Source organism: Candidatus Aciduliprofundum sp. HYA1 (genome assembly GCF_056175085.1).
Genome location: NZ_CM149694.1, coordinates 1,211,283 through 1,224,473 on the forward strand (window position 1 = coordinate 1,211,283; position 13,191 = coordinate 1,224,473).

Consider the following 13,191-nt stretch of genomic DNA (forward strand, 5'->3'; position numbering starts at 1 on the left):
TTTATTTAAGGCAGGTGTTAAAATGAAGGACCAGAGTGTTGAGATGGAAGATATGGGGGAAACACCCATGGGACTGAATGTTCTCTCCATTCTTTACGTGGTTGAAGGCATATTCTGGCTTATTTATCCTGTATTCTATGCCTTTTTACTGGCAGGCTATCTACAGGAGTACTATGGACACATTCCCCTGGGCCACCTCTTTGCAAACACCATATGCTGCTGGATAGGATCAATAATAATTGCCGGCCTATACTTTGGAATTGCCGTAGGACTCAAAAAGGGTATGCCCAGTGCGTGGATCTGGGCCATAATATTTGCCATAATCGGACTGTTCAACGTTCCCATTGGAACGATAATATCCATAGTGATTCTTGTGTATCTCTTCACGCCAAACGTTAAAGAGTGGTTCAAGAAGGGCGGAGAGAAGCAGCAGAAAATGATGGAGGAAATGCAGAAGAAACAAAAGTAAAAAACAGAAAACAATAGGAAAATATCTTTCTCATTTTTTGTTAAACCTTTTAATAATTGCATCCCTTTGAGGATTCAATGAAATGCAGCAAATGCAATAGGGAGGCCATAACTGAGATAAGGTATGCGGGAACACACCTGTGCAAAGATCACTTCTTACAGTTCATAGATAGAAAGGTCAAGAGGGAAATAAGGGAGCAGGCCCATTTTAAAAAAGGTGATAGGATACTCATTGCAGTATCTGGCGGAAAGGATAGCATGCTCACCCTCTACCAAATGCACAAAATATTTGGAAACTGGAGGAATCTGAAACTCCTTGCAGTGACCGTTGATGAGGGCATAGGAGATTTCAGAAAAGAATGCGCAAAGATCGCAAAAAAATACGCCGATGAGCTTGGAATTGAGCACAACACAATCTCATTCAGGGAGTACATAGGAATAACGACCGATGATGTTGCCCAGATCGACAGGGAACTGAAACCATGCACCTACTGTGGAGTTTTTCGAAGAAAGGTGCTCAACATGTACGCCAAGGAAGTGGGAGCAAACTACCTTGTACTGGGGTTGAACCTTGACGACGTGGCCCAATCCATAATTATGAACATAACCAGAGGCGATAACGCCAGATTGAGCAGGTTGGCACCCCATAAAAAAATAAGGGAGGGATTCATACCACGCATCATTCCCCTGAGGAGGGTCAGAGAGGATGAGGTGAGATTGTACGTGAAACTCGCAGGGATACCTTTCTATCCCAAGAGATGCCCCTATGCACCCCTTGCCATCAGGGACCTTTACAGGGAATTTCTAGATAAATTGGAGAGCCGGGATCCCGCGGTAAAATTCTCCATTTTGAATTTCTTTGACGAGATAAAGCCCTACATTGAGGAGAAGTACAGAGCCAAACTTCACCCATGCAAGATATGTGGAGAGCCCACCACAGGTGAGATATGCAAGGCTTGTGAATTAAAAATGAGATACGAAACTATGAGTAAAGAAGTTCGATTGCGTTGAGCACCTCTGGCACGGTAACTATGTCCTCCACAGTGGCACCGCTGGCCTTCCTATGTCCTCCTCCTCCGTAGAACTTTGCAATTTTAAGCACATCCACGTCGGTATGAGTTCTGAACTCCATTTTTGTGGCCGGATGGTACCTTCCAACTCTGTGAATCAGAACAATAAGCATATCAAATGGTCCCTTTCCAGATTCTGCAAGCATGTTGCTTATTACATAAACCGGCACTGGTTCAAGTGTTTCAAAAACTGCCACCTTCAAATTTTTCACAGTGAATATTTTTATCTCCCTATTTACCCTATTTTTCAGGTCCTTCAGCCATTCCTCATAATTCTTTACAACCTCGCCATATTGCTCAAGCACTGAGAAATCCTCCCTCATAAGTTCTTCAGCGAGTTTGTACAGTTTCTGATTCAATTCCCGACCAGAGTACTTCCATCTGAGGGCTCCAATGATCGTCCTTATACACTCTGCCCTTTCATCCTCAACCGCATTGGTATCTATTTGATTGGCAATATCCACAAGAGGGGAGGAGATTTCAAAAAATTCAGAAACAACCTGGGCTGCACTCTTGGCTTTACTATCTATGTGAATCTTAACATGAGGCAGCTCTATCTCTGGTTTCCATTCATGATGATCTATCCACACAACCCTATCGTATATTGCAGCCGCATAAATAGCTCGATGCTCTCCAGCCATATCAAACACATAGAGCTCTCCCAGCACCTTTTTTCCACTGACCGACCTGCATATGGTATCCCTTAACTGCACGGGAGATGTGAAATAGGCACGGACCTTGGCACCACCTATCTTCTTCAAAAAGAGAGAGAGGGAGATTACTCCGTCTGCATCCATATGTGTCATCACTGTTATCATTCCCACACCATTTTGGGATTATCTGGCAATAAGAGCACGGATCCTGTCTCCGGCATTTTCCGCGTGGTTGGCAATGTCCCCAAGCAAAAACACGAGTTTTGTAAGATGGAAAAGGGCTGCAGCGGATATGCTGTCCTCCATTGCAAATATCTCTCTGGTCAATTTCCTCTCAATTATATCACTCTCATGCTCAATCCCGTGAAGTTCATGCACTATTTTCTTCGCATTTTCCCGCTCCTTCTCAAGGAAAGAAGATTCAATCACGAGATTCAGAGCATTTATGGCCCTCTTACAGGTTTGTATAGACTCCAGTGATTTTTCAAACAGGGCTTCAAAATCACCTTTCAATCCTTCCGGAATGGGTCTCTTCCTCATGGATAGCCACTCTGTAACATCCTGAATTAGGTCAACCACCTTATCCATTTCGGTGAGAAGAGAGAGAAATACTCCCCTGTCAACCGGCATCCATACGCCCTTTGGAAGGTGGTTACGTATGTTGCTCTTTATGTAATCTGCCTTCAACTCAAGTTCTTCAATTTTCTTCCTTTTCTCTTCAAAATCATCGTAATTTCCCTTCATGTAATCATCAAATGCCACCCGAAGCAATTTTGCGCTCTGCTCCACCATATCAGCATGGTCAATAAGCGCCTCAAAGGGCGATTTTCGCAACGTCTCAATTATTGGAGTTCTTATGAACTTCATCTCGCATCACCCCAAGAATATATACCTTAACAATAAAAATATTCCTGCCGAAAATGTCATGGCAACGGGAAGTGTGAACACCCAGGAGAGAAGTATGTTTTTTATAACCCTGTAATCCACACTGGCTATTCCCCTTGCAAAACCAACACCCATAACCGAGCCAACTATGACCTGAGAAGTGGACACGGGCATACCGAGCTTTGAGAACACCAAAACGGTAAAGGCTGCAGCCAGTTCGGCCGCAAAACCCCTGGTTGGCGTGATTTCAGTTATTCTCTTTCCTATGGTTTCGATGACCTTGTATCCCCATGTGGATATACCGATCACAATGCCAAATCCACCAAGAACCAATACCCAGAGGGGAATCGTGACATGTGAGCCTATGGCAACTCCGTTGTAGATATCCACTATGGTCACAAGCGGGCCCACCGAATTGGCAACATCGTTGGCACCGTGGGCGAAGGCAACACTGGCAGCGGTCATAACCTGCAAATAAACAAAGAATTTCTCAAGTTTCTTGTACTTATCCCCATCTGTGTAATCGTACTTGTATCTTCTCAGAAGAATAAAGCCTATAACCATTGCTACAAACCCTGCAATCGCGGATAGAAGGAGAGAGAACCAGAGTCCATAGTCCAGTCCAATGTTCTTAAGTCCCTTAAAGAGGATTGACATAGCTATGAGCATCGCGGTTAGAAAGATGAAGAACGGCATTACTATCTTTGCCTCCCTTATGGGATCATCCTTAGCAAATATGGTTTTCTTCAGAATCATGAAAAATATGTAGGCCATAAGTGCACCAAGAAGGGGAGAGACTACCCAACTGGCGGCTATATCTCCCACAACACTCCAGTGGATCAGTTTTATGTTTATCACTATGGCAAAACCCATGACCGCTCCCACTATGGACTGGGTTGTGGATACTGGAAGGCGAAGATACGTGGCAATTGTAACCCAGAGCCCTGCTGCAATGAGAGCCCCGAACATCCCAACCATGAGCACATGGGGATCTAAAAGGGTCGGGTTAACGATGCCCTTTGCAATTGTATTGGTCACATGCTTACCAACAAGAACGGCACCAAGGAACTCAAAGGTGACTGCAACCATTATGGCACGCTTGAGCGTTAGGGCACCACTTCCAACGGAGGTACCCATAGAATTGGCAACATCGTTGGCACCAATGTTCCAAGACATGTACAGAGAGGCCAAAATTCCCAGGATCAATATCAGTGCTAATAGCATAATTGGGTATGCTGAACTCATTTAAAAAAATTTCTGCCTATGTATTAATATGCAATCGTCTCAAAAACCTCAGGGCTTCTTCCTCGGAAAATGCCAGTTTTTCTGGCAATTTTGAGAATAGGGCATATTCCATCTCTCCACCTTCAATGTCCTTCACATCTGCTGCAAAAACGATCATATCCGGACCCTTCTCCACAATCCTCAAATTTTCAAGAACGAGTCCCGCTTCCTCCCACGCTTCCCTCACCGCGGCTGCTTCGGGAGCTTCGTTTTCCTCCACCCTTCCACCCGGAAATTCCCAGCCGCGCTTTGGATTGTACACCATCAGAAACTTTCCATCACTCAAAGGCACGACAACAACGATCATTGTACCACGTAAACCAAATTCTCCGTTCTTATTATTTTAACCTTATCCCCCGATTTAAGTTCTCTGTAACTTTTTGCCTCAAGAGTTCTATAATCTCCATCCATAATCTGTACTTCATTGCCCTTTGAGAATATGACCATGGCCTCTCCAAGTTCGTCCCTCCTCTTTACAACCCTTATCTCGTGCCTTCTCACATCCACAGATTTCTCCTTTCCATCATCCAGGGAGATGATCTTGACATAATGGCCCGATACATGCTCCACTTTATAGTATTTAGATTGCATCTCAACCACATCCCCCTCCCGATACTCTGGAAGACGCACGGAATAGGTCATGCGGTAAACATCCTTTCCATCCTTCCTGCCAACAATGTGTGGGGAGGATTTCAAAGTGGCTCCGTATTTCCTGCACATCTCATCGGCAACCTTCTTTGCCTCACGCTTGTCACTTATGTAAATATCCCATCCCCCGTGTTTGCCCTCTTCCTTGGTGATAAAGAGATTTTCATTTTTCTGAGCGTAAAATGCAAGGCGCTCGTGGGCAAAGTTCACAATCTCATGAAGCTCTCCCTCCCTCAAACCTCTAATCTGGAGTATGGCTTCAAAATAATTGCCAAAGTACCTGTTACATCTCGGGCAGGATTCGTATTTGATCGCAACTTCAGATACGTGCTCTTCCTCAACCTCCAAATCTTCGTACTTTATGTGAAAGAGAACATCAACAAGTTTTCCATCATTTTCCTCACGCACATTGAAATCAAAATATATGGAATCGCAGTCGTGGAGTACGTCCATATTTCTCTCTATCAACTCCCTTATGATTTTCTCCTCTCCAATCCTCTTCCATTCACCCTTAAACTTAACCGCTCCGCAATGGGGACAACACACAATTTCCATATGCTTGGGCAAGTCCGTGAACTTGACCTTTTTCAGAAAGCACTCTTCACAAAGACCCTCGTACTTGGCTTCCCTCTTTCCACATTCTATGCAGAGCATTGATTCTCCTATGGCTCATCCATTAAAAAATTTTCTTAACCAATGTAGCCCAGATCCTCATGGCGCTCCTCTTCCTTCTGCTCTTCCTTTATCTGGGATGTGATCTCCGTGATTTCCTTTGACCTAAGCTCCATCTCTGCAAGATCAAGAGCCAGATTAAAGTACCTGTCCACAATCTTCAACACGTTCAGGGCACTCTTTGGATCGGAGAAATACCCGGATGTCTCTCCCATAAGACAGACACCGCGCATATCAAATACCACTGAACCTAGGCCCAGAAGCAAACCAGCAGCACCCACGATGCCACCTGAAGGATCTGAAGGTGAAAAATAAACCCCGTATTCTTTCATCTCATCAACCATGCCCATATCTGTGGCGGCCCCAAACACGCGGGGCTCTTCAACAAGATTTCCCGTGCCGTAACCACCCAGGGTGAATATCAATTTGGTTCCGAACTCCTTTGCGATCTCAAGAACCTTGTAGGAGAGTTCGTACTGCCCCTCCGCATTCATACCCTGATAATCGCCCACAAGGATTATCAAATCCCTTCCATTGGGATTCTTGTAATAGTACAGCTCATTTTTCACAAGATAAAGTGTACCATCCCCACGCATGAGAACCTGGGGAGGAAGGTACTTTGAGTATATCTCAACAAACAATTTGGCCTGGAGTTTCTCTTTCAGATACTCGGCTGAGATCTTGCCAACATTACCCACTCCCGGAAGACCTTCAATAAGGACTGGCTCGTTCAACTGGGGCTTTTCAACGTACTTAACTATTATTGGTTCCATATCCTTCCACCTCTTTTTTTAGCATTCTCCTGTACTTTCCGTACCTGTCTTCGGGAGAGAATCTTGGAGGAAGCGCTTCCAAGGTCTTCTCACCACATTTCGGACAGTACAATTTAAGGGTATAGGCACCGCATTTTGGGCATTTTCTTATTAGGGTGTGCATTTTCACAACCTTCTGTGGTACTCTCCCTCACCACCCAATTTTGAAAACTCTTCAATGGCCCTGTTTGCCAGTGCCTGCAATTTCTCCTCGGCAGTTTTGTAATCCTCTGCCTTAACATTTATCCTGTACCTAGGAGCGCCCATATAGGTAACAGTCACATCCTCCCCCTCAATCTCCTGCAACACCTTCTTTATGTGCTCAATACCATCCGGTGCTGTGGTTGTGAGTTCCAGATAGCCAGATATGCGCACATAGGGGGGAGTTATGTTCTCCTTGGCGACCTCTATGAATGTATCAAGCCAATCTCCATCAAATCCCTCGTCCTTCAAAACATCCTCATTTATTGCAGCCTCTTCAAAGGCAGCAAACAACGTGCCAAAATGGTCAATAAGTTCATATCCAAACTCCTCGTAGCATTGCTCCACACTCTTTCCAAGCCGCTGAGCCACAATTTCAAACAATTTCTGAGCCTTTTTCTCATTTTTCCATTCCTGGATCTTCTCGCGTTTCTGATGCTCATTCACGCGCTTTAAACTCAAATCAATGTGCCCGCGGGATGGATCAACACGCAGAACCTTGCAGACGACCTTCTGCCCCTCACGAACGTGATCCCTTATGTACTTTATCCACCCGGTGGCAATCTCGCTTATATGGATAAAACCCTCCTTTCCTTCATACTCATCCAGGGTGACAAATGCCCCGTAGGGCTTTACAGTCTTCACGGTCGCGATTACAAACTCACCTGTCTCAGGGTATCCCTTTCTCACTTATACACCTCTATTACCTCGGCCTTTATGTCTGCCTTACCACCGGTGGGCACCGCAAGGGTAGCGCCGCATATGTGGCATCTCACCACCATACTTGCCTTTGAGTATATGATCTGCTCATGCCCGCAGTCGGGACACTTGACCTTAACAAAACTCTTATCCTCAACCTTGACCATCATTTCACCTCCACCAGTTCAAATTTCTTGGCACGGATCATGGGAGATGTGTGGGCTCTATTGCACTCGGTGCACCTGAAACGGAGATTGAGACGCTTTGTGGGCTTCTCTCTGCCCTCGTAGGTGGGCCTGGGAAATCCACCGTATCCGGCAGTAACCCTGCGGAATCTACGCTGCCCAGCCTTAAGCTCACTGGCCTTGCGCTTTTTGACCCTCTCAACCGTGTGAATCGTATGTCTCTTGCAATAAGGACAATACATCTTAACCTTCCTTGGCATCTTCATTCCCATCACCAGATTAGTGGGCAAATAGGCATATAATATTTAAGTATTTTTACCCTTAAACCTGCGAACGTAATAAACATGTCCCTGAAACTCTATTCTTTTTATTTTTTCCTCCCGTATGAGTTTTTCAAGCATTTCCTCAGATGCTCCATCCTTATCCATGAGCCTGCTGACAGCATCCTCACGCATGGGATGCACGGAGGTTATGCTCAGAATGTCCTCCTCAAAATTACCAGTTGCTGCAAATTCGCTGCCCTCGTACCCTATGAGGTATTCAACCCTGTTCACGTTGCTGGAAAATATATGGTACGCCTCAGTAACCACCTCCTCACTGGCTGGCTTAACCCATGGCTCCGCGGGAGGTCTCGTGGGTATGGCTATGTAGGCAATATCAGGATTCAATGCATTCAAAAAGGATCCTATTTTTTCAAGTTCATCGGAATAATCCACTCCGGAAATGAGCATTGTCTCCGTTACAATTTTTCCCTTGAAGTTCTTTCTGAAATCAAGAAGACCCTGGAGAACTTCTTCAATTCTCAAGGATTTGTGGGGCCTGTCCACCCTGCGCCAGAGTTCATGGCTCACCGCATCCACCTTGAATGATATGTAATCAAAATTCAACAGATCCTCCTGCACGTCCTCTCTCCATACCAGGGATGAGTTGGTGAGTATTGCAAGTGGATATGAAAAATCCCCGAGCATTGTGGCCAGTTTACCCAAATTCAAATCCAGGGTGGGCTCTCCATCTGGCACTATGGTTATGTAGTCCAATTCTTCGCCCATTCTCCTTTTAACCTCCTCATATATCTTTTCTGGATCATAGAAACTCCGGCGCTCAACGCTCATTCTCAATGTCCTTCCAATCTGGCAGTAAACACATGCATAGGTGCACACCTTGTAGGGTATGTTGTTTATTCCCAAACTCCTGCCAAGACGCCGTGAAGGCACGGGACCAAATATTAGCATATTTAGGCATGCCTAAGGAAGTTAATAAACTTGCTGAAACTTTTAAATCTTTGGCACATATTACAAGTAGGGTGATTTGATGAGATACAAGGATGCAGGTGTGGACATAGACATGGAGGCAAAGTTCATAGGAACTTTAGTAGAGCAGTTAAAGTTTAGCAGGGGAATGATGAAAAATTTAAAAAAGCATTTCACAGGCCTTGTGAGTTTTGGAGATTACTATATCGCCATGAACACCGATGGGGTGGGCACCAAGGTGCTGATTGCAAACGAGTTGAAAAGATGGGATACGATTGGAATTGATTGCATTGCTATGAATGTAAACGATACCATAACCGTGGGAGCTGAACCCATAGCATTTGTGGATTACCTTGCCATAGGGGGATATGATTTGGATATGGCAAGACAGATAGGCATGGGATTGAACAGGGGTGCCCAGTTGGCAAACGTTGAAATTGTGGGCGGGGAAACTGCCACAATACCTGAGATTGTAAATGGTCTGGACCTTTCAGGAACGAGCATAGGAATCGTGAAAAAGGATGCACTTATAACGGGCGAGGATATAAAAAAGGGTGACCTGATTTTCGGGGTTCCAAGCAGCGGGATACATTCCAACGGGCTAACTCTGGCAAGAAAGGTGCTAGATCTGCACGAAAAATTCGGAAATAAAACCATAGGGGATGAACTGCTCACTCCAACAAGAATCTACGTGAGGGAGGTTATGGAACTCCTCAAAAGATGCAGACCCCACGGCCTGGTCCACATAACAGGAGGCGGGTTGAAAAATTTCATGCGAGTAAAGAGAATGAAATACGTTATAGACTCTCCCATGAAACCCCAGAAGATATTCGGGCTGATAATGGAGATAGCCAGTGTTGATTATGAAGAGATGTACAGAACCTACAACATGGGAATGGGGTTTGCCATAATAGCGCCTGAAGATTGCGAGGAGTATGTGAAAAAGAGCATAGGAGATGCAAGGGTAGTCGGATATGTGGAAGATGGAGCGGAGATCACAATCCCCCAACTAAAAGTTAGATATACCCATTATTAAATATCCTTTATATTTTTCACTTCATAACTCACATTACTTTCTGAAATTACCTGAAGAGTATAGGGCAAAAGTTCGTGAGAGACAAAGAGAATAGTATCTATCCCTCTAACTGATGCGTCTATGGCAGAATGTACTGAGCCATATTCAAAATCTGGATTTACTATCTTTTTAATCACTACAGAAGCAACTACTCCAAATACTCCAATTTTTCTACTTTTTTTCTCTTTAATAATATTTTTTATTTTTTGGATGTTTACTATCCTGCTCCCACCTTCTTCTATAGGCGGCATAACATAAATCTCTATCTTTCCATATTTTATGTCCATTATTCCCTTTAAATTGTTTATTCCTATATCTTCACCTTTTTTTGCACTAATAATAGCTATACCTGTAGAGGACGATTTTTTCTTATAAGCATGTACATACCCATTTTTCATAAATAATCCTACTTCCTCTCCCTCCTTTATATCCTCTCCTGCAATTGCCTCCGTAACCTTAATTTTTCCAATTAATCTAGTTGCAGAATGAAGAAAATCCCCAATATCTTCTAAAGATGAATTAAGAAATTCCATTCCATCTTGAGTTATATGTCCATTCTTCACAAATCCCTTAGATTCAAGAATTTTCATATATTCAGATACTCCTTGTACAGTTATATTCACATCCATAGCTATCTCTTTCAGTTTCCTATTACCTTTCAGGAGAGAAATAAGAATCATCATTTCGGTTATTCTACCTTTATCTCTAAGAATTACCATATCTAAAAGTATAGCAAGAAAGTTTATATATTTTTTATTCCAAAATATTTTTTCTGTAAGTAGAAAAATAAATTAAGTAGAGATATATTTCCCCCCTTGGTGATTACTATGAGTTCCAAAGATTACAAATCTATGAGTATAGAGAATGTAATCAGTCAACTAGAAGCATCCCCTAAGACAGGTCTTACAGAAGAAGAAGCAAAAAAGCGTTTAGAAAAATATGGATATAATGAGATTCCAGAGAAAAAAGTAAATCCTGTGATCAAGTTTTTGTCATACTTCTGGGGACCTATACCCTGGATGATAGAAATAGCGGCAATTTTAAGTGCACTTATTCAACATTGGGTTGATTTTTGGATTATATTTTCACTACTTCTTGTTAACGGTATTATTGGATTCTGGCAAGAGCATAAAGCAGAGAATATAATAGAATTTCTGAAAAACAAACTTTCTTTACAAGCAAGAGTATTGAGAAATGGAGCTTGGAAAACCATTCCAGCTAAAGAGCTTGTGCCAGGAGATATTGTGAGAATACGAATGGGTGACATTGCCCCTGCAGATATAAAACTTCTAGATGGTGAATATGTAAATGTAGACGAGTCGGTATTGACTGGTGAGTCAGTACCAGTTACTAAAAGAAGAGGAGAAATTGTGTATTCAGGCTCTCATATAAAAAGAGGAGAGATGACTGGCATTGTCGTTGCTACCGGATTAAACACATACTTTGGAAAAACCGTACAACTAGTACAGCTAGCTAAAACTGAAAGCAAGTATCAAAAATTAATCACAAAAATAGGAAATTATCTAATACTTTTGACTATATTTCTAGTTACTGCTGTAGCAATAGTTCAGCTCCAGAGAGGCATGGATCCTTTAGAACTTATTAGATTTTCTTTAGTACTAGTAGTTGCCGCAATTCCAGCAGCATTACCAGCTGTTCTTTCAATAACTATGGCAATTGGAGCATATGAATTGGCAAAAAGACAGGCTATAGTTACAAAATTAGTTGCTATAGAAGAATTAGCAGGAGTAGATACTTTATGTGCTGATAAAACTGGAACACTGACCTTGAATAAACTGACTGTAGGAGATGTAGTTCCGTTAGGAAAATACAAAAAAGAAGATGTGATTCTATTTGGAGCTCTGGCTTCTGTGGAAGAGAACAAAGACCCTATTGATCTTGCAGTGCTTAGTGCACTTAAAAAAATGAATTTGACAAGTATATATGAAAAATATCACCAGATAAAATTTACCCCCTTTGATCCCATAATAAAAAGAACAGAAGCAATAGTTGAAAAGAATGGAGAGAAATTTCAAGTGGCAAAAGGTGCACCTCAGATTATCTTGTCCCTTACTCATGCCGATGAATCTCTCAAAAATAAAGTTTCTAATATTGTGAATGAGAATGCACATCATGGTTATAGAGTAATTGGAGTAGCCGTAAAAAAGCAAAATAATTGGGATCTTGTTGGATTGATACCATTATTTGATCCACCAAGACCAGATGCTGCAGAGACTATAAAATTCCTTCAAGAAAATGGAATAAGAGTAAAAATGATTACTGGAGATCACCTTTCTATAGCCCAAGAAATAGCTCAAAAACTAAACATAGGTAAGAAAATATATCCATATGAAGTTTTAAAAGTGGCTCACCATTCTAAGAGAGTTGAGTTCATAGAAGAGGCAAATGGCTTTGCAGAAGTATTCCCTGAGCATAAATTTACTATTGTAGATACTTTGCAAAAGAATGGGCATACAGTGGCTATGACGGGTGACGGGGTTAATGATGCACCAGCTCTTAAAAAAGCAGATGTTGGTATTGCCGTTGCAGGAGCTACAGACGCAGCAAGATCTGCAGCAGGAATTGCGCTTCTAAAAGAAGGTATATCTGTAATTAAAGATGCTATTGTAGAATCAAGGAAAATATTCAAAAGAATGTACAGCTACGTAATATACAGAATAACAGAAACAATAAGAGTATTATTCTTTGTGACTTTGGCAATTCTAGCATTTAATTTCTATCCTATAACCCCTGTACTAATCATTCTTCTAGCCCTATTCAACGATATACCAATACTAACAATAGCCTATGATAATGTAAAAATAGACAAAAAACCGAATAAATGGGAAATGCATAAAATCCTAGTTCTCTCTACCGCATTAGGATTAATGGGAGTGATAGAAACTTTCCTATTGTTATGGATCTCAATCAAATATTTTGGGTTATCACCAGCTACCAATTCTGCCACTCTTCAAACATTAATATTTTTAAAATTAGCAGTAGCTGGACATCTTACCATATTTGTCACTCGTACAAAGGGACCATTTTGGAGTATTATGCCAGGCAAAGGATTGCTATGGAGTGCTGTAGGAACTAAAGCTCTTGCTACGATAATTGCTATTTATGGCTTTGGATTAGCAGGAGCTTTACCGCTTTGGCTTGCGGGATTTATATGGCTTTATTGTATTATATGGTTCTTTATAGAAGACGCTACTAAACAGGGAGTATACAGGATGATGGAAGGACGTAATCTATTTAAGAAGAGTTTCTTCTAAATTTTTTATTATAT

General features: G+C 42.3%; 16 protein-coding genes. 4 read left to right on the forward strand and 12 right to left on the reverse strand.

Features of this window, described 5'->3' with window-relative positions:
• Positions 1-22: 22 nt before the first annotated feature.
• The gene (locus tag AC0S1O_RS06640; protein WP_475393537.1) at positions 23-469 is read left to right on the forward strand and encodes a hypothetical protein; all 447 of its coding nucleotides are present in this window, start codon (positions 23-25) and stop codon (positions 467-469) included.
• A 77-nt stretch (positions 470-546) separates the two neighbouring features.
• A complete protein-coding gene (locus AC0S1O_RS06645; protein WP_475393538.1) occupies positions 547-1,479 on the forward strand; it encodes a TIGR00269 family protein in 933 nt (310 codons plus the stop codon).
• Here AC0S1O_RS06645 and AC0S1O_RS06650 read toward each other — a convergent pair.
• Genes AC0S1O_RS06650 through AC0S1O_RS06700 form a run of 11 tightly spaced genes read right to left on the reverse strand, consistent with a single transcriptional unit; the run spans position 1,451 to position 8,809 of the window.
• Positions 1,451-2,356, reverse strand: a complete 906-nt coding sequence (locus tag AC0S1O_RS06650; RefSeq protein WP_475393539.1) for a phosphoesterase — start codon at positions 2,354-2,356, stop codon at positions 1,451-1,453. The two genes, AC0S1O_RS06645 and AC0S1O_RS06650, sit on opposite strands and share 29 nt — an antisense overlap.
• A gap of 18 nt (positions 2,357-2,374) precedes the next feature.
• The gene (locus AC0S1O_RS06655) at positions 2,375-3,058 is read right to left on the reverse strand and encodes a TIGR00153 family protein (RefSeq protein ID WP_475393540.1); all 684 of its coding nucleotides are present in this window, start codon (positions 3,056-3,058) and stop codon (positions 2,375-2,377) included.
• 6 nt (positions 3,059-3,064) lie between these two features.
• Positions 3,065-4,300 carry an inorganic phosphate transporter gene (locus AC0S1O_RS06660; protein WP_475393541.1) on the reverse strand — a complete coding sequence of 412 codons (1,236 nt, stop codon included), beginning with the start codon at positions 4,298-4,300 and terminating at the stop codon, positions 3,065-3,067.
• Positions 4,301-4,337: 37 nt separating this feature from the next.
• Entirely contained in the window at positions 4,338-4,667 is a 330-nt protein-coding gene (locus tag AC0S1O_RS06665) for an NUDIX domain-containing protein (RefSeq protein ID WP_475393542.1), read from the reverse strand.
• Positions 4,664-5,662, reverse strand: coding sequence for a 60S ribosomal export protein NMD3 (locus AC0S1O_RS06670; protein ID WP_475393543.1), 999 nt, complete (start codon positions 5,660-5,662; stop codon positions 4,664-4,666). The genes AC0S1O_RS06665 and AC0S1O_RS06670 overlap by 4 nt, the downstream gene beginning before the upstream one ends.
• 35 nt (positions 5,663-5,697) lie before the next feature.
• Positions 5,698-6,453, reverse strand: a complete 756-nt coding sequence (locus tag AC0S1O_RS06675) for a proteasome assembly chaperone family protein (RefSeq protein WP_475393544.1) — start codon at positions 6,451-6,453, stop codon at positions 5,698-5,700.
• Entirely contained in the window at positions 6,434-6,616 is a 183-nt protein-coding gene (locus AC0S1O_RS06680) for an RNA-protein complex protein Nop10 (protein WP_475393545.1), read from the reverse strand. Before AC0S1O_RS06680 ends, AC0S1O_RS06675 begins: the two co-directional genes overlap by 20 nt.
• A 2-nt stretch (positions 6,617-6,618) precedes the next feature.
• Positions 6,619-7,383, reverse strand: coding sequence for a translation initiation factor IF-2 subunit alpha (locus AC0S1O_RS06685; RefSeq protein ID WP_475393546.1), 765 nt, complete (start codon positions 7,381-7,383; stop codon positions 6,619-6,621).
• Positions 7,380-7,559, reverse strand: a complete 180-nt coding sequence (locus AC0S1O_RS06690) for a 30S ribosomal protein S27e (protein ID WP_475393547.1) — start codon at positions 7,557-7,559, stop codon at positions 7,380-7,382. Before AC0S1O_RS06690 ends, AC0S1O_RS06685 begins: the two co-directional genes overlap by 4 nt.
• Entirely contained in the window at positions 7,559-7,843 is a 285-nt protein-coding gene (locus tag AC0S1O_RS06695) for a 50S ribosomal protein L44e (RefSeq protein ID WP_048103888.1), read from the reverse strand. Before AC0S1O_RS06695 ends, AC0S1O_RS06690 begins: the two co-directional genes overlap by 1 nt.
• A gap of 39 nt (positions 7,844-7,882) precedes the next feature.
• The gene (locus AC0S1O_RS06700; protein WP_475393548.1) at positions 7,883-8,809 is read right to left on the reverse strand and encodes a radical SAM protein; all 927 of its coding nucleotides are present in this window, start codon (positions 8,807-8,809) and stop codon (positions 7,883-7,885) included.
• A gap of 79 nt (positions 8,810-8,888) precedes the next feature.
• Between AC0S1O_RS06700 and purM the strand changes: the two genes are divergently transcribed.
• Positions 8,889-9,863, forward strand: coding sequence for a phosphoribosylformylglycinamidine cyclo-ligase (purM, locus tag AC0S1O_RS06705; protein WP_475393549.1), 975 nt, complete (start codon positions 8,889-8,891; stop codon positions 9,861-9,863).
• Here the strand turns inward: purM and AC0S1O_RS06710 are convergent.
• Entirely contained in the window at positions 9,860-10,621 is a 762-nt protein-coding gene (locus tag AC0S1O_RS06710; RefSeq protein WP_475393550.1) for a DUF7839 domain-containing protein, read from the reverse strand. The genes purM and AC0S1O_RS06710 overlap by 4 nt on opposite strands.
• A 108-nt stretch (positions 10,622-10,729) precedes the next feature.
• Here AC0S1O_RS06710 and AC0S1O_RS06715 point away from each other — a divergent pair, with 108 nt between their 5' ends.
• Positions 10,730-13,177: a plasma-membrane proton-efflux P-type ATPase gene (locus AC0S1O_RS06715; RefSeq protein WP_475393551.1), complete on the forward strand. Its 2,448-nt coding sequence runs from the start codon at positions 10,730-10,732 to the stop codon at positions 13,175-13,177.
• Positions 13,178-13,191: the final 14 nt, after the last annotated feature.

Coding starts and splice junctions, on each gene's coding strand:
- AC0S1O_RS06700 (WP_475393548.1), bottom strand. CDS start 8,809: ATGCTAATATTTGGTCCCGTGCCTTCACGGCGTCTTGGCAGGAGTTTG.
- AC0S1O_RS06665 (WP_475393542.1), bottom strand. CDS start 4,667: ATGATCGTTGTTGTCGTGCCTTTGAGTGATGGAAAGTTTCTGATGGTG.
- AC0S1O_RS06680 (WP_475393545.1), bottom strand. CDS start 6,616: ATGCACACCCTAATAAGAAAATGCCCAAAATGCGGTGCCTATACCCTT.
- AC0S1O_RS06640 (WP_475393537.1), top strand. CDS start 23: ATGAAGGACCAGAGTGTTGAGATGGAAGATATGGGGGAAACACCCATG.
- AC0S1O_RS06715 (WP_475393551.1), top strand. CDS start 10,730: ATGAGTTCCAAAGATTACAAATCTATGAGTATAGAGAATGTAATCAGT.
- purM (WP_475393549.1), top strand. CDS start 8,889: ATGAGATACAAGGATGCAGGTGTGGACATAGACATGGAGGCAAAGTTC.
- AC0S1O_RS06695 (WP_048103888.1), bottom strand. CDS start 7,843: ATGAAGATGCCAAGGAAGGTTAAGATGTATTGTCCTTATTGCAAGAGA.
- AC0S1O_RS06710 (WP_475393550.1), bottom strand. CDS start 10,621: ATGGTAATTCTTAGAGATAAAGGTAGAATAACCGAAATGATGATTCTT.
- AC0S1O_RS06650 (WP_475393539.1), bottom strand. CDS start 2,356: ATGATAACAGTGATGACACATATGGATGCAGACGGAGTAATCTCCCTC.
- AC0S1O_RS06675 (WP_475393544.1), bottom strand. CDS start 6,453: ATGGAACCAATAATAGTTAAGTACGTTGAAAAGCCCCAGTTGAACGAG.
- AC0S1O_RS06660 (WP_475393541.1), bottom strand. CDS start 4,300: ATGCTATTAGCACTGATATTGATCCTGGGAATTTTGGCCTCTCTGTAC.
- AC0S1O_RS06670 (WP_475393543.1), bottom strand. CDS start 5,662: ATGCTCTGCATAGAATGTGGAAAGAGGGAAGCCAAGTACGAGGGTCTT.
- AC0S1O_RS06645 (WP_475393538.1), top strand. CDS start 547: ATGAAATGCAGCAAATGCAATAGGGAGGCCATAACTGAGATAAGGTAT.
- AC0S1O_RS06690 (WP_475393547.1), bottom strand. CDS start 7,559: ATGGTCAAGGTTGAGGATAAGAGTTTTGTTAAGGTCAAGTGTCCCGAC.
- AC0S1O_RS06655 (WP_475393540.1), bottom strand. CDS start 3,058: ATGAAGTTCATAAGAACTCCAATAATTGAGACGTTGCGAAAATCGCCC.